This is a genomic window from Oceanithermus desulfurans (genome assembly GCF_014201675.1).
GTDB classification, from domain to species: Bacteria; Deinococcota; Deinococci; order Deinococcales; family Marinithermaceae; genus Oceanithermus; species Oceanithermus desulfurans.
In genome coordinates, this window is sequence record NZ_JACHEZ010000001.1 from 273,952 (window position 1) to 296,368 (window position 22,417).

At 69.4% G+C, this 22,417-nt stretch carries 21 protein-coding genes and 2 tRNA genes; 12 read left to right on the forward strand and 11 right to left on the reverse strand.

Going from position 1 to position 22,417, the window contains the following annotated elements; translation table 11 throughout:
* The first annotated feature begins 48 nt into the window (after window positions 1–48).
* From HNQ05_RS01510 to HNQ05_RS01520, 3 genes are all read left to right on the forward strand, one after another.
* Entirely contained in the window at window positions 49–1,533 is a 1,485-nt protein-coding gene (locus tag HNQ05_RS01510) for an RCC1 domain-containing protein (protein WP_147145361.1), read from the forward strand.
* Between the two features lie 169 nt (window positions 1,534–1,702).
* Entirely contained in the window at window positions 1,703–2,161 is a 459-nt protein-coding gene (gene rplS / locus HNQ05_RS01515) for a 50S ribosomal protein L19 (RefSeq protein WP_246104074.1), read from the forward strand.
* Window positions 2,162–2,233: 72 nt separating this feature from the next.
* Window positions 2,234–2,647: a universal stress protein gene (locus HNQ05_RS01520; protein WP_183677515.1), complete on the forward strand. Its 414-nt coding sequence runs from the start codon at window positions 2,234–2,236 to the stop codon at window positions 2,645–2,647.
* An 818-nt stretch (window positions 2,648–3,465) separates the two neighbouring features.
* On the opposite strand, the gene carB is transcribed toward HNQ05_RS01520, so the two are convergent.
* A complete protein-coding gene (gene carB / locus HNQ05_RS01525) occupies window positions 3,466–6,540 on the reverse strand; it encodes a carbamoyl-phosphate synthase large subunit (protein WP_147145367.1) in 3,075 nt (1,024 codons plus the stop codon).
* A gap of 125 nt (window positions 6,541–6,665) precedes the next feature.
* On the reverse strand, window positions 6,666–7,745 hold the full coding sequence (dnaJ, locus tag HNQ05_RS01530; RefSeq protein ID WP_147145369.1) for a molecular chaperone DnaJ: 1,080 nt from the start codon (window positions 7,743–7,745) through the stop codon (window positions 6,666–6,668).
* A gap of 743 nt (window positions 7,746–8,488) precedes the next feature.
* Here dnaJ and thrS point away from each other — a divergent pair.
* From thrS to HNQ05_RS01545, 3 genes are read left to right on the forward strand one after another with little or no spacing between them, the layout of a single operon-like run.
* Window positions 8,489–10,438 carry a threonine--tRNA ligase gene (gene thrS / locus HNQ05_RS01535; protein WP_147145371.1) on the forward strand — a complete coding sequence of 650 codons (1,950 nt, stop codon included), beginning with the start codon at window positions 8,489–8,491 and terminating at the stop codon, window positions 10,436–10,438.
* A 10-nt stretch (window positions 10,439–10,448) separates the two neighbouring features.
* Entirely contained in the window at window positions 10,449–11,231 is a 783-nt protein-coding gene (locus HNQ05_RS01540; RefSeq protein ID WP_147145373.1) for a PaaX family transcriptional regulator, read from the forward strand.
* A 27-nt stretch (window positions 11,232–11,258) separates the two neighbouring features.
* Complete coding sequence (locus HNQ05_RS01545) at window positions 11,259–11,807, forward strand: hypothetical protein (protein WP_147145375.1); 549 nt, start codon at window positions 11,259–11,261, stop codon at window positions 11,805–11,807.
* Window positions 11,808–11,811: 4 nt separating this feature from the next.
* Here HNQ05_RS01545 and HNQ05_RS01550 read toward each other — a convergent pair whose 3' ends face one another.
* On the reverse strand, window positions 11,812–13,119 hold the full coding sequence (locus tag HNQ05_RS01550; RefSeq protein WP_147145377.1) for a replication-associated recombination protein A: 1,308 nt from the start codon (window positions 13,117–13,119) through the stop codon (window positions 11,812–11,814).
* A gap of 83 nt (window positions 13,120–13,202) precedes the next feature.
* Between HNQ05_RS01550 and HNQ05_RS01555 the strand changes: the two genes are divergently transcribed.
* On the forward strand, window positions 13,203–13,607 hold the full coding sequence (locus HNQ05_RS01555; RefSeq protein WP_147145379.1) for a hypothetical protein: 405 nt from the start codon (window positions 13,203–13,205) through the stop codon (window positions 13,605–13,607).
* Window positions 13,608–13,641: 34 nt separating this feature from the next.
* On the opposite strand, the gene HNQ05_RS01560 is transcribed toward HNQ05_RS01555, so the two are convergent.
* Window positions 13,642–13,718, reverse strand: a tRNA-Val gene (locus HNQ05_RS01560).
* Between the two features lie 6 nt (window positions 13,719–13,724).
* Window positions 13,725–13,799 (reverse strand) — tRNA-Cys (locus HNQ05_RS01565).
* 99 nt (window positions 13,800–13,898) lie between these two features.
* Here HNQ05_RS01565 and HNQ05_RS01570 point away from each other — a divergent pair.
* Together HNQ05_RS01570 and HNQ05_RS01575 are read left to right on the forward strand one after the other, a co-directional pair.
* Entirely contained in the window at window positions 13,899–15,347 is a 1,449-nt protein-coding gene (locus HNQ05_RS01570) for an ATP cone domain-containing protein (protein WP_147145381.1), read from the forward strand.
* Window positions 15,344–16,351, forward strand: a complete 1,008-nt coding sequence (locus HNQ05_RS01575) for a S41 family peptidase (RefSeq protein ID WP_147145383.1) — start codon at window positions 15,344–15,346, stop codon at window positions 16,349–16,351. Before HNQ05_RS01570 ends, HNQ05_RS01575 begins: the two co-directional genes overlap by 4 nt.
* Here the strand turns inward: HNQ05_RS01575 and HNQ05_RS01580 are convergent.
* Genes HNQ05_RS01580 through HNQ05_RS01600 form a run of 5 tightly spaced genes read right to left on the reverse strand, consistent with a single transcriptional unit; the run spans window position 16,348 to window position 19,347 of the window.
* Window positions 16,348–16,635: a hypothetical protein gene (locus HNQ05_RS01580; RefSeq protein ID WP_147145385.1), complete on the reverse strand. Its 288-nt coding sequence runs from the start codon at window positions 16,633–16,635 to the stop codon at window positions 16,348–16,350. The two genes, HNQ05_RS01575 and HNQ05_RS01580, sit on opposite strands and share 4 nt — an antisense overlap.
* The gene (locus HNQ05_RS01585) at window positions 16,622–16,924 is read right to left on the reverse strand and encodes a hypothetical protein (protein WP_147145387.1); all 303 of its coding nucleotides are present in this window, start codon (window positions 16,922–16,924) and stop codon (window positions 16,622–16,624) included. The genes HNQ05_RS01580 and HNQ05_RS01585 overlap by 14 nt, the downstream gene beginning before the upstream one ends.
* Before the next feature lie 2 nt (window positions 16,925–16,926).
* The gene (locus HNQ05_RS01590) at window positions 16,927–17,232 is read right to left on the reverse strand and encodes a hypothetical protein (RefSeq protein ID WP_147145389.1); all 306 of its coding nucleotides are present in this window, start codon (window positions 17,230–17,232) and stop codon (window positions 16,927–16,929) included.
* 38 nt (window positions 17,233–17,270) lie between these two features.
* Window positions 17,271–18,323, reverse strand: coding sequence for a threonine synthase (gene thrC, locus HNQ05_RS01595; RefSeq protein ID WP_147145392.1), 1,053 nt, complete (start codon window positions 18,321–18,323; stop codon window positions 17,271–17,273).
* Window position 18,324: 1 nt separating this feature from the next.
* Window positions 18,325–19,347 (reverse strand): homoserine dehydrogenase, encoded by a 1,023-nt coding sequence (locus HNQ05_RS01600; protein ID WP_147145394.1) that lies wholly within the window; start codon window positions 19,345–19,347, stop codon window positions 18,325–18,327.
* Between the two features lie 51 nt (window positions 19,348–19,398).
* Between HNQ05_RS01600 and HNQ05_RS01605 the strand changes: the two genes are divergently transcribed.
* Genes HNQ05_RS01605 through HNQ05_RS01615 form a run of 3 tightly spaced genes read left to right on the forward strand, consistent with a single transcriptional unit; the run spans window position 19,399 to window position 21,657 of the window.
* On the forward strand, window positions 19,399–20,634 hold the full coding sequence (locus HNQ05_RS01605) for an aspartate kinase (RefSeq protein WP_147145396.1): 1,236 nt from the start codon (window positions 19,399–19,401) through the stop codon (window positions 20,632–20,634).
* Window positions 20,631–21,107, forward strand: a complete 477-nt coding sequence (locus tag HNQ05_RS01610; RefSeq protein ID WP_147145398.1) for a phosphoribosyltransferase — start codon at window positions 20,631–20,633, stop codon at window positions 21,105–21,107. Before HNQ05_RS01605 ends, HNQ05_RS01610 begins: the two co-directional genes overlap by 4 nt.
* 22 nt (window positions 21,108–21,129) lie before the next feature.
* Complete coding sequence (locus HNQ05_RS01615; protein WP_147145401.1) at window positions 21,130–21,657, forward strand: 2'-5' RNA ligase family protein; 528 nt, start codon at window positions 21,130–21,132, stop codon at window positions 21,655–21,657.
* A gap of 27 nt (window positions 21,658–21,684) precedes the next feature.
* Here HNQ05_RS01615 and HNQ05_RS01620 read toward each other — a convergent pair whose 3' ends face one another.
* Window positions 21,685–22,371: a c-type cytochrome gene (locus HNQ05_RS01620; RefSeq protein WP_147145404.1), complete on the reverse strand. Its 687-nt coding sequence runs from the start codon at window positions 22,369–22,371 to the stop codon at window positions 21,685–21,687.
* Window positions 22,372–22,417: the final 46 nt, after the last annotated feature.

Genomic DNA, 22,417 nt, shown 5'->3' on the forward strand with positions numbered 1-22,417 from the left:
TGCTAGCCTGTGTGTGTAAAAAACCACAATTTAGAAGGTGGTGCCATTATGACGGATCAAGCCATTTGTTCGGTAATGGATGGTGCAAAAGGTGAATCCGGCATTCGCAGGGCATGGCGCGCACTTCTTCTGTTGGCAGGTCTGCTTCTGGTCGCTTGCGGCAATCTGCGGCCGCTGGAGGAGCAGCCTGCGTTTTCGCTTTATGTTTCCCCGGCTGCGGTTACCGTGCCCCAAGGGCAAAGCGGGACCTTGAACCTGACGATACAGCCGGATCGGGCGTTTCAGGGGAGGGTCGGGCTCGAGCTGGCCATGCAGGACGCCTCCGCGCTTCCCTCGGGGATCCAGTGGTCTCCAGAGAGCGTGGACGTAGCCGGAGCGCCCGTGACCCGCACCCTGACCGTCTCGGTCGACGCGACCGTGGCGGTGGGCAGCTACGGACTGATCCTGGAGGCTTCCTCGGGAGGGGTGCGGCGGGAGGCGACCTTTACGTTAACCGTCACCTCTTCCGGCGGTGGTTCAAGGGTCATCGAGATGGACGCGGGCTGGTCGCATACTCTCGTACTTAAGTCCGACGGCACCCTTTGGGGATTTGGTGGCAACGGTTACGGCCAGTTGGGCACCGGCGATACCGACCGTCGGCTAAGCCCCGTTCTTATCATGAGCGACGTTGCCCAGATGGCCGCCGGGAATTACCATACGCTCGTCGTCAAGACCGATGGAACGCTTTGGGTTTTTGGCCGCAACGACGACGGTCGGTTGGGAACGGGCGACAAGGACGATCGCTACACTCCCGTACAGATCATGACCGGGGTAAAAAAGGCGGCGGCGGGGTCGCACCACTCGTTGGCGCTCAAGCAGGACGGCACCCTTTGGGCCTTTGGCTACAACAGCGAAGGTCAGCTGGGTACCGGAGACACCACCAGCCGGCTTAGCCCCGTGCAGGTAATGAGCGACGTCGTCGACGTGACGGCGGGTTACCGGCACACGCTGGCCCTCAAGAGCGACGGAACGCTCTGGGTTTTCGGCGACGGCAGCGCGGGGCAGTTGGGTACGGGTTCCACCAGCGACGAGCTCGCGCCGGTGCAGCTGATGAGCGGCGTGGTGGAAACGGCCGCCGGCGGTGCTTTTACGCTCTTTCTCAAGAACGACGGTAGTTTGTGGGCCAGCGGCTCAAACTCGGATGGGCAGTTGGGCACGGGGCGAATGGGAGATGAGCATAGCCCCGTTTGGATCATGGACGACGTAGCGCACGTAGCGGCCAACGGCTGCCACTCGCTCGCGGTGAAGACCGACGGAACCCTCTGGACCTTCGGGAGCAACGATTGGGGGCAGCTTGGAACCGGAGACACGACGATCCGCCGCTCGCCTACGCAGGTCATGGATGGAGTGGCCCGGGCGGCCGCGGGCGTGAGGCATTCGCTCGTGCTCAAGAACGATGGAACGGTCTGGGGCTTCGGGTGGAACGGCGGCGGCCAGCTGGGCACCGGTGACACCGACGACCGCAGTTCACCGACGTTGATCCCCCTGCCCTGAACCTGCTGCTTCGAGGTGCGGCTGCGGGTTTCTGCCGACCCGCAGCCGCAGGGTTTGACGCGGCCTTCCCCGGGCGACTATACTGGCGGGTGTTGCCCCCAAGGGGCGCGATTCCCATGACTTGTCCATGAACCCACGGGGTTCCGCTGGAAAGGAGAAACCCATGAAGCTGAACCGTGGTGCCCTGCTCAAGGCCGTCGAACAACCCCACTACCGCGAAGGGATCCCCGAGTTTCGCTCGGGCGACACCGTGCGCGTGACCTACCGCGTCGTCGAGGGCAAGCGCGAGCGCCTGCAGGCCTTCGAGGGCGTCGTCATCAAGATCCACCGCAACGGCCTCAACTCCACCTTCACCGTGCGCAAGGTTTCCTACGGCGAGGGCGTGGAGCGCATCTTCCCCTTTCACTCGCCGCTGATCGACAAGGTCGAGGTCGTGAGCTACGGCAAGGTGCGGCAGGCCCGCCCCTACTACCTGCGCGAACTGCGCGGCAAGGCGGCCCGCATCAAGCCCGACCGCAAGCGCACCCAGAAGGCCGCCGAGGCCTACGCCGAGGCCAAGGCCGCGAAGGGCAAGAAGAAAAAGAAGGCCAAGAAGAAGGCCGAGCCCCAGACCTCCGAAGAAGCCTGACCCGCGTTCGCAGACGTTCGCCCCGCGCCGCCGCGCGGGGTTTTTCCTACAATGAGGGCAGAGGAGGGCACCATGGGCAAGATGATCCTGGTACCGACGGACGGCAGCCCCTGCGCGGAGAAGGCCGTCGAGTTCGCGATTCGCGAGGCCGCCGCCCTGGGCGCGGGTCTGGCCTTCCTGCACGTGCTCTACAGCCCCAGCACCCTCGTTCCCACGCCCGAGCTTTCCGAAGAGGAGGACGAGGTGCTAAAGGAGGCCGTAAAGAAGGCCGAGGCGGCGGGCCTGTTCGCCAAGGGGTTGCTGGTGCGGGGTGAGCACCCCGTCGAGGCCATCGTCTCGGAGGCGGAAACCGGGTACGACCGCATCGTGATGGGCCGCCAGGGCGGCGGCATGCTGCGGCGGCTGCTGCTGGGCTCCACCACCGCCGGCGTGGTGCAGCTGGCCAGGGTTCCGGTGCTGGTGGTGCCCTGCGATCATGAGGGTTAGCGAACTCAACTTGCATGCGCGTGCGGTTGCTAACGCTCGCTTGCCAAGCCTCTGCGGTTTACTTTTTTGAAGGGGGAGAGGTCGGCGCTTTCGTCTTCCCAGCGCTCCCGTTCTTCTTTTCTTCCGGGGCAAGTTTTCGCCGCACCGTGCAAACCGTCGTTTTGTACCAGTAATACGACCGGCTCCGAGTTGCGTTGCGTCACCCCCCGCGACCCGCCTGCGCGAGGAGAGGAGCTGTTTACGCCATGGCGGGGAAGGCGGGGGTCTTGCGGGCTGGACCAAGATGCCCGCCTTCGTGGGCATGACGGGGTTGGAGCGCGTGACGGAGGGGGCGGTACGGGAACCCAAACCCTTCGCCTTGCTTGCGGTATGTCGCCTCGGCCAACCCCGGTGCAACCGGGGGAGTTGCTTGCATCCGATAACGAACTTCTGAAGACCGTATGACCTATCCCAAAGGTGGAGAAGGCGGTGGAAGCAGGAGCACCGGCCATCGTCACCCACACGACCCGTTCAGGCGAAGGCAGAGGCCCGTCCACGCCATGGCGGGGAAGGCGGGAGTCCTGCGGGCTGGACCAAGATGCCCGCCTTCGCGGGCGTGACGGGGTTGGCGGGCGGGGGGGGCAAGCGAAGCGGGGTTTCGCGGGCGCCGACGCGATTCGCCTAGGTAGAACCCGACGGTCGTACGCCCTTTTTCCGCTTGGGGCCCGCGTTTTCGCTGGTGAACGGTGACCGGTTCTTTCAGCTTGGGGCAAGAACCGTTGAGCAACGCGCCGGGTGCTGGTCACGCCGAAGCCCGCTGGTTCCGCGGCCGGTACCGCTTAGCCGTGCCAGGCCTGCAGGGGCTCGGGTTCCAGCTCGGCTTCGCGGGCGCGGCGGATGGCCTCGAGCCCCCAGAGCGCCGCTTCGCGGGTGGTGAAGTAGGGCCGGCCCAGCTCGACCGCGCGGCGCAGCTCCGGGTCGGGCGCGAGGCTTACCAGCAGGTCGTAGTCGCCGCCTTCGGCGACCTCGAAGCCGGCCTCGCGGTAGGCGCTTACCAGGTCGTCGTCGGCTGCGATGAAGCGCACCCGGCCCTCAAGCGGCAGCACGTGGCCCGCCCCCAGCTGCGCCCGGTAGTAGGCCAGGTAGGGGTCGCGGTCGAGGCCCATGCTCTCGCCGGTGGAGCGCATCTCCGGCCCCAGCCAGGGGACGACGCCGGGGAACTTGAGCCAGGGCACGGTGACCTCCTTGACCGAGTAGAAGCCGGGTTCGGGGTCCTGGGTCAGGCCCAGCTCTTCGAGCGTCTTGCCGGCGCTGATGAGGGCGGCGTACTTGGCCAGCGGGTGGCCGACCGCCTTGGAGACGAAGGGTACGGTGCGGCTGGCGCGGGGGTTGGCCTCGAGCACGTAGACCTGCCCGTCCTTGTAGGCGTACTGGACGTTCAAGAGACCGCGCACCTCCAGCGCCTGGGCCAGCTTGCGGGTGTACTCGCGCACCGTCTCCACCGCCTCTTCGGGCAGCGTGACCGGCGGCAGCACCGTGGCCGAGTCGCCCGAGTGGACCCCGGCCCGCTCGACGTGCTCCATCACCCCGGCCACCACCACCCGCTCGCCGTCGGCCAGCGCGTCCACGTCGATCTCGACCGCGCCGTCCAGGTAGGCGTCGAGCAGGATCGTGGGCCTGGCGGCCAGTTCGGCGTAGACCTGGCTCAGGTAGGCCTTCAGCTCACCTTCGTCGTGAACCACCTGCATGGCCCGCCCGCCCAGGACGTAGCTGGGCCGCACCATCAGCGGGTAGCCCAACCGGCGGGCGTGCTCCAGCGCCTCGCGTTCGTCGGCGGCCACCGCGCCGGCGGGCTGGGGGAGGCCCAGCTCGGCGGCCAGGCGGTTGAAGGCCTCGCGGTCCTCGGCGGCGTGGATGCTGGCGGGCGAGGTGCCCCAGATGGGCTGGCCCGCCTCCTCCAGCGCCCGCGCCAGCTTGAGGGGCGTCTGCCCGCCCAATTGGACGATCACCCCGTCGGGCCTCTCGCGCTCAAGGATCTCCAGCACGTCCTCGGCGGTCAGCGGCTCGAAGTAGAGCTTGTCGGCGGTGTCGTAGTCGGTGGAGACCGTTTCCGGGTTCGAGTTGACCATCAGGGTCGTGAACCCGGCCTCCTGTAGCGCCCAGACCGCGTGCACCGCCGAGTAGTCGAACTCGACGCCCTGGCCGATGCGGATGGGGCCGGAGCCGAGGATGGCCACCGAGGGGCCCTGCTTTTCGCTCACCTCGTCCTCCACCTCGTAGGCCGAGTAGTGGTAGGGGGTGTAGGCCTCGAACTCGGCGGCGCAGGTGTCCACGGTCTTGTAGACCGGGCGCAGGCCGGCGGCGTGGCGCTTTTCGCGCACCTCGGCTTCTTGCAGGCCGACGCCGGCGGCGATCTGGGCGTCGGAGAGCCCCTTGCGCTTGAGGGTGTAAAGCTCGGCGGCGCTCAGCTCGGAGGCGCTGGCCGCCTCGAGCCGCGCCAGCTCGGCGGCGATCTCCTTGAAGTGGTGCAAAAACCAGCGGTCGATGCCGGTGGCGGCGGCGATCTCCTCGGCGGGGGTGCCGCGCTTCAGCAGTTCCAGCACCGCGAAGATGCGCTTGGGGTTGGGCGTGAGCAGACGCTCCAGCTCGGGCACCGAGAGGTCGGCCACGTCTTCGGAGACGTCGAACTCGAGGCTGCGCAGCGCCTTCATGAAGCTTTCCTTGAAGGTGCGGCCGATGGCCATCACCTCGCCCACGCTCTTCATCTGGGTGCCCAGGCGGTCGGAGAAGCCGCCTTCGGTGTTGGGCAGGGTGCGGAACTTTTCGAAGGCGAAGCGGGGTATCTTGGTGACCACGTAGTCGATCGTCGGCTCGAAGGAGGCCGGGGTCTTCTTGGTGATGTCGTTGGGCAGCTCGTCGAGGCGGTAGCCCACGGCCAGCAGCGCGGCGATCTTGGCGATGGGGTAGCCGGTGGCCTTGGAGGCCAGCGCCGAGGAGCGGGAGACGCGCGGGTTCATCTCGATGACGACGAGCCGGCCCGTCTTGGGGTCGACGGCGAACTGGATGTTGGAGCCGCCGGTGTCGACGCCGATCTCGCGGATGATGTCCTTGGCGGCGTCGCGCATCTTCTGGTACTCGACGTCGGTCAGGGTTTGCGCCGGGGCGACGGTGATCGAGTCGCCGGTGTGGACGCCCATCGGGTCCACGTTCTCGATGGAGGTGATGATGACGACGGTGTCGGCGTGGTCGCGCATCACCTCGAGCTCGTACTCCTTCCAGCCTACGATGGACTCCTCGACCAGCGCGGTGTGCGCCGGGCTGAGGCGCAGGCCGCGGCCCAAGAGCTCGCGCAGCTCGGCCTCGTCCGCGGCCACGCCGCCCCCGCTGCCGCCCAGGGTGAAGCTGGGGCGGACGATGACCGGGTAGCCGACCTCGCGGGCGAAGGCGAGCCCGTCCTCGAGGCTCGAGACCATCAGGCCGCGGGGCACCTCGAGGCCGATCTTCTTCATGGCCGCCTGGAACTGCTCGCGGTCTTCGCCCTTCTTGATGGCGGCGTAGTTGGCGCCGATCAGCTCCACACCGTAGCGCTCGAGCACCCCTGCCTCGTAGAGCTCCATGGCCAGGTTGAGCGCGGTCTGCCCGCCCAGGGTGGGCAAAAGGGCGTCGGGGCGCTCGCGGGCGATGATCTTTTCCAGGAACTCGAGCCTGAGCGGCTCGATGTAGGTGGCGTCGGCCAGGGCGGGGTCGGTCATGATCGTCGCCGGGTTCGAGTTGACCAGCACCACCCGGTAGCCCTCGCGCCGAAGCGCCTTGACCGCCTGGGTGCCCGAGTAGTCAAACTCGGCCGCCTGGCCGATGGTGATGGGTCCGGAGCCGATGATGAGGATCGTCTTCAGGTCTTTGCGTGCCGGCATAGTAAACCGCGCCTCCCGGCGCTCCCAACATCGTAATGGATAATTATGCGACCGACAAGCGGCCAGTCGTCTCGGCGTCGGTTACGTGCAGGTCCTACATCTACCTCCTACAACCCACCTCCCGCTTACTTGAATATCTTCTTCCGCACCTTCTCCCACCAACCCTCGGCCGGCACCTCCTCGCCCACCTCCTCGGCGTAGGCGCGCAGCAGCTCGCGGGCGCGGGGGGAGAGCTTCTTGGGGACTTCGAGTTCCACGACGACGCGCAGGTGTCCGGGTCGGCCGCCGCGGGGGTCGGGCAGGCCCTTGCCTTCCAGCTCGAAGACGGCGCCGTGTTCGGTGCCCGGGGGAATGTCGAGCGGCACCGCGCCGTCGAGCGTGGGCACGTTCACCTGGCTGCCCAGTGCTGCCTGGGCGAGGCCCAGCTTGAGGGTATGGATCAGGTGCTTGCCCTCGCGCCTGAGCTCGGGGTGGGGCCGGATGCGTACGCGCACATAGAGGTCGCCCGCACCGCCCGCGGCCTGGTTGCCGGCGCCGGGTACGCGCAGCAGGTCGTCCTCGTCCATGCCGGCGGGGATGGTGACCCGGATGCGCTCCTGCTTTTCCAGGCGTCCGCGGCCGCCGCAGGTGGGGCAGGTCTCGCTGAGCAGGTAGCCGCGGCCGCGGCAGTGGGGGCAGGCCGACTCGGTAACGAACTGGCCGAAGAGGCTTTGCTGCACCTGCCGCACCCGGCCGGCGCCGCCGCAGGTGGGGCAGGGTTGCTGCTCGCCGCCCGCGCCGCCGCAGGCCTCGCAGAGCACCAGCCGGCGGTAGCGGACCTCCACCTCGTCCCCCTTGGCCGCCTGTTCCAGGGTGACCTCGACCACCGCCTCCAGATCCTCGCCGCGGCGGGGGCCGCGGCTCCGGGCCCCGCCGACGTTGAAGCCGAACATCTGGCCCAAGAGGTCGAAGAGGTCGCCCACCCCCGGGTCGGCCGGGTGGGCCTGGCGCGGGTCGGCGGTTCCGAAGCGGTCGTAGCGGGCCCGCTGCTCGGGGTCGGAGAGCACCGCGTAGGCCTCGTTGATCTCCTTGAAACGTTCTTCGGCGCCGGGATCGCCGGGGTTCTTGTCGGGGTGGTACTTGAGCGCCAGCTTGCGGTAGGCCTTCTTGATCTCCTCCTGGCTGGCGTCTCGGGATACGCCCAGAACGGCGTAGTAATCCTTCATCCTATTTACGTTAACGAGGCGGCGGGGAAAAGGCAAGGAAGGCGGCCGTTCGTGCTGCGTGGCGCCAAGCGCGTAGTGCGCAGCGTTTAGCACGCGGCAGCGGCATGGCCTGTAGCCTACGGCTTTTGGCCTGTGGCTTGTGGGAACACCTTGACCTGTCTTCGGCACCAAGTCGAACGAGATTGGCTTCTCCTGTAAGGCCAACCTCTCCGCCGGTCGCCTCCGGATCGCCTGCAGGACTGCGGCTTCGCTCCCGGCATGGACCCCGGATCTCGGCCACCTTCGGTTGCCTCGTCCGGGGAAACGGGAAAGCGGGAGGTGGGGTACAGGAGGCTGGCCCTGTTCGAAAAGCCCGTTGACGAGGTCGTGGGCGGTACGCCGGATGCGAGACTTAACTTCTTCGCCTTCCACCCCCTCCAACCCACGTCCCGGCGAAGCCGACCAACCGGGCCCGCGTCGCGTCCAGAAATCTGTGGTTTGCTCGCGGCCATAACAAACCTCCCTTCCCTGGGGGAGGGTCGGGGTGGGGGTGGTTGACGCAACTCGAGCCAATAGATGGTCGCCGGTGCAGGACCGGCCCACGTCCTGCCCCCTGCAACCCGCTTCCCGTTACGTTGACGCCGCGCATGCGGCGGCGGTAGCATGAGCCCAACATGGCGCCGTTTGTGACCACTACGCGCTGAGGGAGCGGCGAGCCCCGCTCCCGGGCCCGCATGGATGCGGGCCGTTCTTTTGGAGGAGTCATGAAGATTCGCCTGCCGGACGGAAAAGAGATCGAGCTTCCCGAGGGGAGCACGGCCAGGGACGTGGCCGAGAAGATCAGCCGCAGCCTGGCCAAGGAGGCCGTGGGCGCGATCGTGAACGGCGAGGTCTACGACCTCTTCAAACCCCTACCCGAAGGGGCCGAGGTGCGCATCCTCACCCGTAAGGACCCCGAGTACCAGCTGCTCTTCCGCCACACCCTGGCCCACGTGATGGCCCAGGCCGTCAAGGAGTTCTTTGCCAAGAAGGGCTACGACCCCGAGGAGGTCAAGCTGGGCATCGGGCCGGTGATCGAAAACGGCTTCTACTACGACATCGACGCGCCCGAACCCATCTCGGACGCCGACCTGCCCGAGATCGAAAAGCTGATGCAGCGGATCATCAAGCGGAACCTGCCGCTGCGCCGCTACGTGCTCGAGCGCGAGGAGGCCCTGGCCCGCTACCGCGGCAAGGACCCCTACAAGACCGAGCTGATCGAGGACCTGCCCGAGGGCGAGGAGATCAGCTTTTACGAGCAGGAGGGGTTCACCGACCTCTGCCGCGGGCCCCACGTGCCCAGCACCGGCAAGATCCCGCCCCACTTCAAGCTGACCCACGTGGCCGGCGCTTACTGGCGCGGTGACGAGTCGCGGCCGATGCTGCAGCGCATCTACGGCGTGGCCTTCCGCACCAAGGAGGAGCTGGAGCACTACCTCTGGCAGCTGGAGGAGGCCAAGAAGCGCGACCACCGGCGACTGGGCAGGCAGCTCGAGCTCTTCCACATCGATCCCATGGTGGGCAAGGGGCTGGTCCTCTGGCTGCCCAAGGGCAACGTGCTGCGCGAAGAGCTGATCGCCTTCATGCGCGAGGAGCAGGTCAAACGGGGCTACCAGCTCGTCACCACCCCCCACATCGGCAGCCTCGAGCTCTACAAGACGAGCGGCCACTACCCCTACTACGCCGAGAGCCAGTTCCCGCCGATGGAGCTCGAAGACGGCGAGGCCTACCTGCTCAAGCCCATGAACTGCCCCCACCACGTGCGCATCTACGCCATGCGGCCGCGCAGCTACCGCGAGCTGCCGCTGCGCCTCGCCGAGTTCGGCACCGTCTACCGCTTCGAGCAGTCGGGCGAGCTGCACGGCCTCACCCGGGTGCGCGGCTTCACCCAGGACGACGCCCACATCTTCTGCTCCCCCGAGCAGGTGAAGGAGGAGTTTTTGGGGGTGCTCGACCTGACCCTCAAGGTCTTCGGCACCCTGGGGATGGGCGACTTCCGGGTGCGCATCGGGGTGCGCGACCCCGAGTCGGACAAGTACGTGGGCGACGCCGAGCACTGGGCCGTCGCCGAGCGGCAGATCCAGGAGGCCTGCGACGAGGCGGGGCTCGACTACACGATCGAGGAGGGCGACGCCGCCTTCTACGGTCCCAAGCTCGACTTCGTCGTCAAGGACGTGCTGGGGCGCGAGTGGCAGCTGGGTACGATCCAGGTGGACTACAACCTTCCCGAGCGCTTCGACATCAGCTACAAGGGGCCGGACGGCGAGCCCCACCGCCCGGTGATGATCCACCGCGCCCCCTTCGGCAGCCTGGAGCGGTTCATTGGCATCCTCATCGAGCACTTCGCCGGCGAGTTCCCGCTGTGGTTGGCGCCGGTGCAGGTCGTGGTCGTGCCCATCACCGACCGCCACCACGACTACGCCCGCAAGGTCCGGGCCGAGCTCGAGGCCGCCGGGCTGCGCGTGGAGGTGGACGACCGCCCCGAGCGCATGAACGCCAAGATCCGCGACGCCGAGACCCAGAAGGTGCCGGTGATCCTGGTGGTCGGCGACAAGGAGCAGGAGGAGGGCACCGTGGCCGTGCGCGACCGCCGCAGCGGCGAGCGGGCGACCCGGCCGCTCGCCGAGGTGGTGCAGGACCTGGCCGAACGGGTGCGCACCCGCGCGCGGGAGTAAACTGGATCCCATGCGGGCCAGGTCCACCCTCTTCACGCTGTACACCGAACTGGTCTACCCCGACGACACCGTCTGGATCGGTCAGCTGGTCCACTGGATGGAGCGGCTCGGTTTCAGCGAGCCCGCGGTGCGCGCCGCCGTTTCCCGTTCCGCGGCGCGCGGCTGGGTGATTCCCGAGCGCAAGGGGCGGCGCGCCTACTACCGGCTCAGCCCCCGCGTCTACTGGCAGGTCCGGCAGGTGCGCCGGCGCCTTTGCGAGATGCACGACGCGGTCTGGGACGGCTACTGGCGCATCCTCGTCTACGCCGTCCCCGAGGGGCTGCGCAGCCAGCGCGACAAGTTCCGCAACGAACTGGTCCTCCTGGGCTACGGCACCCCCGCCGCGGGGGTCTGGGTGAGCCCCACGGCCGACCTGGAGGCGACCCGGGAGCTGGTGGGCTACTACGGCCTCGAGCCTTACGTCGAGTTCTTCCGCGCCGAGCGCGTGGGCGCGCAGCCGGAGCCGCGGCTGGTGGAGCGGGCCTTCCACCTGGAGGAGGCCGCCGAGCGCTACCGCGCCCTGAACGCGCGCATGGACGCCCTCCCCGCCGAGCCGGCGCCCGAGGAAGCCTTCGTGAGCCTCGTGCGGCTGGTGCACGAGGCGCGCAAGGTGCTCTTCTTCGACCCCGGTCTGCCCCCCGAGCTCGCGCCCGCGGGCTTCGACGGCCGGCGCAGCCTGGAGCGCTTCGCGCAGGTGCGCAAGCGGCTGCGGGCGGCGGCGGAGCCCATCCTCGCGGAGGCGGCGGTCACCTGAGCGCAAGCGGTGCGCTATCCTGAAGGTATGAAAACACTCGGAAGGCTCGTGGCCAGCCTGGGTTTGCTCGTGTTGCTCAACGCCTGCCTGCCGGTGGCGACGCTCGAGACCGCCGAGCCGGTGAACGGGCAGCAGTTCACCGCCGGTCTGACCGGCGTGGTGGCCGTGAGTTCGGACGCCCCCGTGGGCGGCCTCCCGTACCTGGCCTACCGTTGGGGGAACGGCGAGACCGAGTTCAGCGTCTCGACCCAGATCGGGATTCGCGGCGGGGTCAAGCAAAAGGTGGCGGACCGCTTCAGCATCGCCGCCGGGCTTACGGTTCCCTGGGCCGTCTTCAGCACTTCGGGCGGGTCGGGCCTGCCCTTCACCGTCGATGCCGAGGCCCTCTTCCAGGCGACCGACGAGCTTACCGTGATCGGCCGGGGGATGTACGCCGCGGTGAGCGACTTCGGCGGCGCCTGGCTGGGCGGGGCGAGCGTAGTCTACCGCCAGGACCGCTGGCTCTTCGAGGGCGGTTTCCTGATGTCCAGCGAAGGGAACCCGATCCTCAGCGTTTCCGCGGGTTACCGCTTCTGAGCCCTCAACGGGCGGGGTCCGAAGGGTCCTTGCGCCGGGCGGCGCTGAAGCGCTGGCGCAGCTCGCGGTAGCGCTCGGCCACCTTGCGTTCCCAGCCCTCACCGCGGGGGTCGAAGAAGCGCATGGGCTCGAGCGGCTCGGGCAGGTAGGCCTGGGCAAAGCTCGCCTCGGGGTCGTCGTGGTAGTAGGCGTAGCCCTTGCTGTAGCCCAGTTCCTTCATCAGCTTGGTGGGGGCGTTGCGCAGGTGCAGCGGCACCTCGGCGTCGGGGTGGGTCTCCACCGCGCGGCGCGCGGCCGCGAAGGCGCGGTAGACCGAGTTCGACTTGGGCGCGAGCGCCAGGTAGACCGTGGCCTGGGCGAGCGCCAGCTCGCCCTCGGGGCTGCCCAGCAGCTGGTAGGCCTCGACCGCCGCCAGGGCCTGCCTGAGCGCCCCGGGGTCGGCCAGGCCCACGTCCTCGCTGGCCATCCGCACCAGCCGGCGGCCCACGTAGAGCGGGTCCACCCCGCCGGCGAGCATCCGCGCCAGGTAGTAGAGCGCGGCGTCCACGTGCGAGCCGCGCACGCTCTTGTGCAGGGCGCTGATCAGGTCGTAGAAGGCCTCGCCGCCCTTGTCGAAGACGGGCTGGCCCGCCCCGAGCGCCTCGCGGGCGGCGTCGAGGGTGACGCGCCCGCCGCCCAGCTCGGCGGCCAGCTCGAGCGCGTTCAGCGCCCGCCGCGCGTCGCCCATGGCGGCGGCGGCGATGAGGCGCAGCGCCTCCTCCTCGGCTTCGGCTTCGGGCAGGCCTTCGGAGCTGATCAGGGCGCGCTCGAGCACCCGCATCAGGTCGTCCTCACCCAGCGCCTTCAGCACGTAGACCCGCGCCCGCGAGCGCAGCGCCGGGTTCACCTCGAACGAGGGGTTCTCGGTCGTCGCCCCGATCAGGGTCAGCAGCCCCGACTCCACGTGGGGCAGAAGCGCGTCCTGCTGGGCCTTGTTGAAACGGTGCACCTCGTCGAGGAAGAGCACCGTCGGCTGCCCCGCGCTCACGGCCTCCTGCGCCTGCTTGACGGCCTCGCGCACCTCCTTCACCCCGGCGCTCACCGCGCTCATGGCGATGAAGCGGGCGTCGACCCCGCTGGCGAGGATGCGTGCCAGCGTCGTCTTGCCGGTGCCCGGCGGCCCCCAGAAGATCATCGAGGCCAGCCGGCCGTTTTCGAGCATGACCCGCAGGGGCTTGCCCGGGCCCGTCAGGTGTTCCTGACCCACCACCTCGTCGAGCGTTCGCGGGCGCAGCCGTTCGGCCAGGGGGGCGCGGGGGGTGAAGAGGCTCATCGCCCCCAGTCTACCACGGATTACGTAAATAACATAATCCAGTCGGGTACATTCGCCATCGCTGGAGCTGCTATGGTGGCCCCATGAAACGCTGGAGTTTTGCGGCGCCGTGGCTGCTGGCCCTCGCCCTCGCCGCCGCGCCGCAGCTGGATTACGACCCGGCCCTCACCCTTCCCGACGGGGCCCAGGCGCTCGCGATGGAGGCCTGTCCGGTGCCGCGCGGCTTCTGGGAACCGCTGGAGGCGAAGGGTTGGAAGAGCGCCTGCTTCCTGGCCCACGGCGATCCGTTCGTCCTGGAGAAGGCGCTGGCCCTGGCGCTGGAAAAGGCGGGCTACGTCCGCACCGGCCGCGAAACGCAGCCCCTTTCGGGGGAGGACCGCTTCGTGCTCGAACAGTGGCGGGCCGAAGCGCGCGAGCTCTTCGTCGAGTACTTCCTGTTTCCCGAGAAAAGCGCCGCCGTCTACCTGATCGCCCATCCGCCCCATTAGCAAGGCGAACCCCCGGCCGCGGCCGGGGGTGTTCTGGTGGGCGCGAGAGGACTTGAACCTCCGACCTCTACCGTGTCAAGGTAGCGCTCTAGCCACCTGAGCTACGCGCCCGCGTAGTGGAGGCGCCGGCCGGATTCGAACCGGCGAATGGAGGTTTTGCAGACCTCTGCCTTACCACTTGGCTACGGCGCCCCGTAGCAGGGTTCATGCTAGCACGCGCGCTAGGGGCTGTCAACGAATGCGCGTCTGCCAGCGCACAAACCTTTAATGCGCACGGGCTATAATGCAGCGATGCCGGAGATCTACGTGACCACCTCGCGCGGAATGCGCTGGCCCTTTTCCAAGGGGCTGGTCATCGAGTCGCTCGTCAGCGCGGGCGTCGACCTCGGGGTGGCCGACGAGATCGCCCACGCGATCGAGCGCGAGCTGCGCGCGAGCGGGGCGACGCAGGTCGCCAGTGAGGAGCTGAAGCGGCGCATGACCGCGGCCGTCGCCGAGCGCCTCGGCCCCGAGGCCGCCGCGCGGGTGGCGCGGCAGACCCAGAGCTTCGAAGAAATCCTCGTCGAGGACGAGCACGGCGAGCGGCCTTTCTCGAAAGGGCTGCTGGTGCGCAGCCTCGAGGAGGCCGGCTTTTCGCTGCGTGAGGCCCACGCCCTGGCCAAGCAGGTGGAGCAGCGCCTGCGCCAGGCGGGGAAGGGGCGCATCGAGGCCGACGAGCTCGAGGACTTCGTCGCGCAGATCATCAAGGAGCAGTACGGCAAGGACGCCCGCAAGCGCTACCAGAAGCGGCTCGAGTACGGCGGCGGCATCTTCGTGGTCGAGCCCGGCGGGGAGCCACGGGTGCCCTTTTCCAAGGGAATTCTCTCCCAGTCGCTGATGGCCGCGGGGCTCACCCCCGACCGCGCCTACCGCCTGGCGCGCGAGGTGGAGCGCGAGCTGATCCGCGACGGGCACCGGGTGGTGGGCCGCGACGAGCTGCGCGAGCGGGTGGTGCGGCTGCTGGAGCGCCGCATCGGCGACGAGGTGGCCGAGCGCTACCGGGTGCTGCGCGCGGTGCGGAGGCTCGAGCGCCCCATGCACATCCTCATCGGCGGCGTCAGCGGCGTGGGCAAGAGCACGCTCGCCGCCTCGCTGGCCTACCGGCTGGGCATCACCCGCATGACCTCCAGCGACTCGGTGCGCGAGATCCTGCGCGCCACCACGACCCGCGACCTGGTGCCCACCCTGCACACTTCTTCGTTCGACGCCTGGAAGGCACTCGCCGAGGTGCTGGGGCTCGAGGGCGAGCCCGGCGACGAGGTGGTCCTCCAGGGCTTCCGCGACCAGGTGGCCCGGGTGAGCGTGGGCATCCGCGCCATTCAGGAGCGCAACGCCCGCGAGCGCACCTCGGTGGTCATCGAGGGGGTGCACGTGGTTCCGGGCTTCCTCAGCCACCCGCTGCAGTCGGAGGTGGTGCAGATCCCCATGCTCGTCGTGGTGCGCGACGAAAAGCTCCACCGCGACCGCTTCCGCCTGCGCGAGCGCGAGACCTCGGGCCGGCGGCCGGTCGACAAGTACCTGGCCAACTTCGGGGCCTTGCGGATGATCCAGGACCACCTCGAGGCCCTGGCGCGGGCGATGGGCGTGCCCGTGATTCCCGGCGACAACCTCGACAAGGCCGTCGACAAGGGGCTCGAGGTCATCACCGAACGCTTCCACGACCTGTTTCGCGCCCAAGAGCGCGACGGGGCGCGCGCATGATGCGAAGCCTCTTCCTGACCCTCGTGCTGGCGTCGGGGCTGGCCGCCGCTGCGGCGCCCGACTACCTGACCCGCTTCGATCAGGCCTGGCGGCTGGTCGACGAGTACTACTGGGACGTGAACCACCTGGGCGTCGACTGGCGGGCCGTGGGTGAGCGCTACCGCCCCCGGGTGGCCGCGGCCGCTTCCTGGGACGAGGTCTACCGCCTGCTCGACCGCATGTACGGCGAACTGGGGGACGACCACTCCCGCGTCCTTGCCCCCGACGAGGCCCGCACCGCGCTGCGGGGGGCTTTGTGCCTGCCGCTGCCCTTCCCGGTCGAGCGGCCCAGGCCCCCGGTGCCCGCCGCAGAGCCCGCGCCCGCCGACGACGGCGCCGGCTCCGGGGCGCCCGAGGCGCCGGCCGGGAAGGAAGAGGCGGGTTGGGACCCCTTCAGCTACCGCCGCCTCGAGGGCGGCCTCGCCTACCTGCGCGTGCCCCAGCTCGTGGAGCCGGACGTCGCGGGCCGGCTGGCCGAGGCCGTGCGCGGCCTCGAGTCCGAGGGGGTGCGCGGCTACATCCTCGACCTGCGTGACAATCCGGGCGGTCTGGCCTACGTGATGGCCGAGGTGGCCGGCGTCTTCATGCGCGGCCTGCCCTGGCGTATCGTCACCCGCACCAAGGGGGTGACGCCGCAGCCCACGCTCCCCTTCTGGGGCCGGCCGCTGACCGACAAGCCCCTGGTGGTGCTGATCAACGGCAACGTCAACTCGGCGGCCGAAGGGCTGGCCGGCGCGCTGAAGCGCGCCGGCCGGGCGCGGTTGGTGGGGGAGACGACGGCCGGCAACACCGAGGTGGTGCTGCCCTACTGCTTCCCCGACGGCGGGGTGGCCATGCTGGCCAGCGGGGTGCTGGCGCCCGTGGGGGCGCCCACCTGGGAGGGGCGGGGCGTGGAGCCCGACCTCGTGGTGGCCGGCGAAGAGGCGCAGCTCGAAGCCGCGGTGAACCTGCTGCGCGGCCGCTAGCGGAGCCAGCGTGCCGTACCCAGCGGCGCGAAAAGCCCCACCAGAAAACCCAGCAGGTACGGCGCCAGCAGCCCGTTCTGCACTTCCAGCACCCCCACCGCGAGCGCCAGCAGCGCCACCGGAACGACCAGCTCCACGCCGGTACGGTAGAGCAGGCTGCCCGCGCCCAGCAGCAGCCCCAGCGCCAGCGCCAGGCCCTCGGGATCGGGCTCGACCAGGCTCCAGTAGAGCGAGAGCAGCAGCGCCGCCCAGACGAGCAGGCCCTTGAGCTTAGTCGGCGTCATTGCGGGGTGCGAAGCGCCGGACCAGCCAGGGCAGCCCCGCGCCGACGGCGTAGCCTTCGGCGAAGAGGAGGGGCGCCCCCCGGAGCAGGTGGACGACGAAGAGTACCGCGGCGAACCCCAGCACGAACGGGATGGGCCGGGGGCGGGGCGCGTAGGTGAACGAGGCCCCGCCGAAGAGCGTGCCCACCGCCAGCGCCTGCCCCGCGCCGCTGGGTTCGACGAAGGTCCAGTAGACGTAGAAGACGGCGCCGGCGATCATCATCGCCCGGGTGGTGCGTTCGGCGCTCAACCTCATGATCCTCTGCGGTGCCAAAGGTAGACGAGGGCCTGCGAGACCACCAGGGCGGCTCCGCCCCAGGCGACCATCGGCTCGTTAGCCGCAAAGCCGAGCACCGCCCCCAGCAGCCCCACCAGGGCGAACCAGGGCGTGTACTTGGGGTTCACCGTCAGCCCCAGCACGAAGGCGAAAAACGCGCCGCCCGGTCCCGGCGGCAGGGCGCTGGCGATGACGATCATCAGGAGCAGCAGGGCCAGGGTGATGAAGAGGCCCGCGTAGTAGGCTCCGGGGAAGGGCTCTTTCCTCGCGCTCTTGTCCATGGTCCACAGTTTACCCGCGTGCGTGGGGGAGGCGTGAGCTAGAGCCCCGCGGCCCGCGCCACCGCCTCCAGGCTGGGGGCGACGGGGTCGGGCAGGCGCACCTCGCGCTCGGCGGTGCCCGGGTCCTTGAGCCCGTGGCCGGTCAGGGTGAGGACCACGGTGGCGCCCTCTTCGATCCGTCCTTCGCGCAGCCAGCGCCAGACGCCGGCCAGGCTGGCGGCCGAAGCCGGTTCCACGAACAACCCCTCCCCGTGCGCCAGATAGTGGTAGGCGCGCAGGATCTCCTCGTCGGTCACCGCCTCGATGGCGCCCCCCGACTCGTCGCGGGCGCGGGTCGCGCCCTCCCAGCTGGCGGGGTGGCCGATGCGGATGGCGGTGGCCACGGTCTTGGGCTCGGCCACCGGTTCGCCGCGCACGATGGGGGCGGCACCGGCCGCCTGAAAACCGAGCATGCGCGGGCGGCTTTCGAGGACACCGTCCTCGTAGAGCTCGGAGTAGCCCATCCAGTGGGCGGTGATGTTGCCGGCGTTGCCGACGGGGAGCGCGTGGTAGTCGGGGGCGCGGCCCAGGTCGTCCACCACCTCGAAGGCGAGCGTCTTCTGGCCCTGGATGCGGAAGGGGTTGACGGAGTTGACGAGGGTGACGGGGAAGCGCTCGGTCAGCTCGCGGACGAGCCGCAGGGCGTCGTCGAAGTTGCCGCTCACCTGGACGATGCGCGCGCCGTGCACCAGGCTCTGGGCCACCTTGCCGGCGGCCACGTAGCCGGCGGGCAGGACGACGATGGCCTTCATGCCGGCGCGCGCGGCGTAGGCGGCGGCCGAGGCGGCGGTGTTGCCGGTGCTGGCGGCGGCGACGGCGCGGGCGCCGTGCTCGGCGGCCTTGCTGACGGCCATCGTCATGCCGCGGTCCTTGAAGCTGCCCGTGGGGTTGAGGCCCTCGTACTTGGCGAAGAGGCGCACGCCGCGTTCGGCGGCCTCGGGCGGGCCCTTCAGCGGCACGAGCGGGGTGTCGCCCTCGAGCAGGCTGACGATCGGGGTGTCGGGGCTCACGGGGAGGCGGTCGCGGTAGCGTTCGAGCAGGGGTTGGCGCACGTCAGGCTTCCTCCAGGATCTCGGGTTCGTAGTCGGGCACCGGCACGGCTTCGGGAAGCGGCGGATGCCCCGGGTAGCCCTCGAGCATGCGCAGCAGGTCGCCCACGACCGCGCTGGCCGTCACCGCGCTGCCGGCTCCGCCGCCGCTGATGAGGACCTCCCCGACGGCGTCGCCGCGGTAGAGGAGGGCGTTGCGCGCCTGCACCGCCTGCGCCAGGGGATGGTTCGTCGGCAGCTTGACCGGGCGCACCATGGCCTTCCAGCGGCCGCCGTTGGGCACGAGGCTGGCCACCAGGCGGATGCGCTTGCCTTCGGCCTCGGCCTCGAAGATTTGTTCACGGGTCAGCTCCTGGATGCCGCGGGTGGCGGCGCGCACGTCTTCCCAGGCGAAGTCGGGGTCGACGGCGAGGCGGGCGAGCACGGTGAGCTTGTGGGCGGCGTCGATGCCGCCGACGTCGAGGAAGGGATCCTCCTCCACGAAGCCCTTGGCCTGCGCCTCGGTCAGGGCCTCGGCGAAGCCCAGGCCGTCCTCCATGCGGCCGATGACGTAGTTGGTGCTGCCGTTCAGGATGCCGTGCAGCTCGAGCGTGCGGTTGCCGCGGAGCACACCGGAGAGCGGCTCGATTACCGGCGTCCCCGCCATGACGCTCGCCTCGTAGTAGAGGAGGCCTTCCATGGCGTGGGGTTTGAGCTCCTCCCAGCGTTCCGCCAGCAGCGCCTTGTTGGCGGTGATCACCGGCAGTCCATGGTCCAAAGCGTCGAGCACCAGCCGCCCGGCCCGCTCGGTGCCGCCCATGAGCTCGACGACGACGTCGACCTCCTCGAAGACGCGCCCGACGTCGGTGGTCAGCAGCCCTTCCGGAACCCAACCGGGCCTTGGCTTGCGGGGGTCGCGCACGAGGATGCCGGTCAGGGCGGGCTCGAGGCCCAGCGCCCGGAAGCGCCCGCGGTGTTCGTCGAGCAGCTTGACGAACCCGCTGCCGACCGTGCCCGCCCCAAGGAGTGCGATGCGCAGCGTTTCCATGGGGCGATTATACGTTCACCGCGGTGCTTGTGATACGATACACACTCAAGTATGGCGCTCATCGTCCAGAAATACGGCGGTACCTCCGTGGGCGACCTGGACCGGATCCACAAGGTCGCGCAACGCATTCAGCACTACCGTGAAAAGGGGCACGACCTCGTCGTCGTCGTCTCGGCCATGGGGCGCAGCACCGACGAGCTGATCGCCCTGGCCCGCCGGGTCAACCCCCGCCCCGAACCGCGCGAACTCGATCTGCTGACCACGACGGGCGAGCAGCAGTCGGCCGCGCTCCTCGCCCTGCAGCTCCAGGCGCTGGGCCTGCCGGCGCGCGCCTTCGTGCAGCACCAGATCGGGATCACCACCGACGGCCGCTACACCAACGCCCGCATCGTCGAGGTGCGCCCCGGGAAGATCCTGGAGGCCGTGCAGAGCGGGTACGTCGCCGTCGTCGGCGGGTTCATGGGCACGACCCCCGAGGGCGAGCTCAACACCCTGGGCCGCGGGGGTTCCGACACCACCGCGGTGGCGCTGGCCGCGGCGGTGGGGGCGCACGAGGCCGAGATCTTCACCGACACCGACGGGGTTTTCACCACCGACCCGCACCGCATTCCCGAGGCCAGCAAGATCGACCACATCGCCTACGACCCCATGATCGAGATGGCCGCGCTGGGCGCCAAGGTGCTGCACCCGCGCGCGGTCTGGTACGCCAAACGCTACGGCGTGCGCCTGCACGTGCGCAGCGCCTTCAATTTCAGCAAGGGCACCATCGTATCGGAGGAAGCCATGAAGCTCGACCGTCCCGTGACCGGAGTGGCCATCGACGAGGGGCAGGCCCAGATCGGCCTGGTGGGGATTCCCGACCGCCCGGGGATCGCTAGCCGCGTCTTCGAGGCGCTGGCTGAGCGTGGCATCGCCGTGGACATGATCATCCAGGGCGTGCCGGGGCACGACGCCAGCCGCACCCAGATGGCCTTCACCGTACCCAAGGACTACGCCGAGGACGCGCTCGAGGTGTTGCGCGAGCTCACCGCCGAGATGGGGGGCGAGGTGACCTACAACCCCGCGATCGCCAAGGTCTCCATCGTCGGGGTGGCGCTGGCCTCGACCCCGGGCATCCCCTCACGCATGTTTGACGCGGTCGCGCGAGTGGGCGCGAACATCGAGATGATCGCCACCAGCGAGGTGCGCATCTCGGTCATCATTCCCGCCGAGTACGCGGAGGCGGCCGCCCGCGAGATCCACCGCACCTTCGGTCTGGACCGCAACGAGGAGGGGAACGGCGAATGAACAAGGTCATCCTCGATTGGAACGACATCACCCGGCTCGCGGGCAAGCTGATTGCACAGCTGAACCCCGAAGACTACGACGTGGTGCTCGCCGTCACCCGCGGCGGCATGATCCCCGGCGCGCTGGTGAGCGAGGCCATGGACCTGCGCAACGTCATGACCGCGGCGGTCATGTTCTACCAGGGTGAGCAGCAGGCCCTCGAAGAACCCCACTTCCTGCAGTTCCCGGGCGACGCGCTGCTGATCGGGAAGCGCGTCCTGATCGTGGACGACGTCTGGGACTCCGGCAAGACGGCCATGGCGGTGCGGGAGCGGGTGGCCCAGGCCGGCGGGGTGCCCACGGTGGCCGTGCTGCACTACAAGCCCAAGTTCAGCCGCTTCCCCGAGGAGGCCCCCGACTTCTACGGTGAGGAGACCGACGCCTGGATCGTCTACCCCTGGGATCCGGAAAGGTCCCGGGAATGGGGTCCCTGACCGGCAGAGTATACTGGCACACGTGTACGGCATCCTGGCGTGGCCTCCCGACGACCTGAGCGAGTGGATGCAGCAACTCTCCAAGACGCACGGCGTATCCGGTTACGGCCCGCCCCACCTCAACCTGCGCCAGCCCTTCAAGTGGCGCTGGAGCCAGGAGGCCCTGCGCCGCGGCGTCGAGGGCATCCTGCGCGGGCACGAGCCCTTCCGGGTACGCCTGGGTGACTGGCGCACCTTTGGCGGCGGCGTCGTCTACCTGCGCGCCTACGGCGGCGGAGCGTTCCAGCGCCTCTACCACGCGCTCGAGCCCCTGGCCGAGCCCGAGCAGGAAATCGAAGGCCCCAGCTACATCCCCCATCTGACGCTGGCCTTGGGCCTCAGCGACGAGGAAGCCCGGGAACTGGCGGCGAAGCTGCCGCCCCCGCCGCGCAAGTCGTTCACCGTCCGCGAGGTCGCGCTCGTCACCGACGACGACGGGGGCGACCTCGTCGAACTCGCCCGGCTGCCGCTGGGCGGCCTCGAGAACCAAGAAACGAGCCGCCCGGCCTGAGCCGGGCGGCGGTCGTGCGGCGCAGGGCTACTCGCCGCTCAGCAGCTTCTGCCGGAACGCCTGCACCTGTTTCGGCGTCAGCGCCTTCTTGCGCAGCTCGGCGACCGTCGCGGCGTCCAGCGGCTTGAAGTCCTTGGGCAGCAGCTCCTCGTTGAATTCCTGCAGCAGGTAGTTGACCAGCGCCGCCACCGTGGCGTCGTCCAGGTGGCCGAGCGGGGGCATCGCCCCGTTGTAGGCGGCCCCGTTCACCTCGATCGGGCCTTGCAGGCCGAAGAGCACCACCAGCGCCGGGTAGGTGGCGTCCTTGACCAGCACCGGGTTCCCCTTGAGCGGCGGGAAGGCGCCCGGCACCCCCTGCCCTTCGGCCTGGTGGCAGCCGGCACAGTTGGCGGCGTAGGCGGCCTTGCCGTCGACCGCCGCGGTCTCGGCCGCCGCGGCCTCCTCGGCCGGAGGCGGGTTGGGGCCGAGGTAGGTGGCCAGGTACTTGATGATGACGGCCCGTTCCTCCTCGTTGATGGGGGCGCCGTAGTCGATCATGTCGTCGACGATGCCCTCCCAGTCGGCTTCGCTGAGGCCCGCGTTCTGCAGGGGGTAGGTGAGGTCGTGGCAGATCTGGCACTTGGCGTAGACCAGATCGACGCCGGGCCCCTTGGGGAGCTCCTCGGCCATGGCCAGGCCGGCGAGCAGGAGTGCGATCAAGATCCCTTTTTTCATTCGTCCTCCATCGCTAGGGCGGCACCGGTTGCGGTGCGGCGGTACG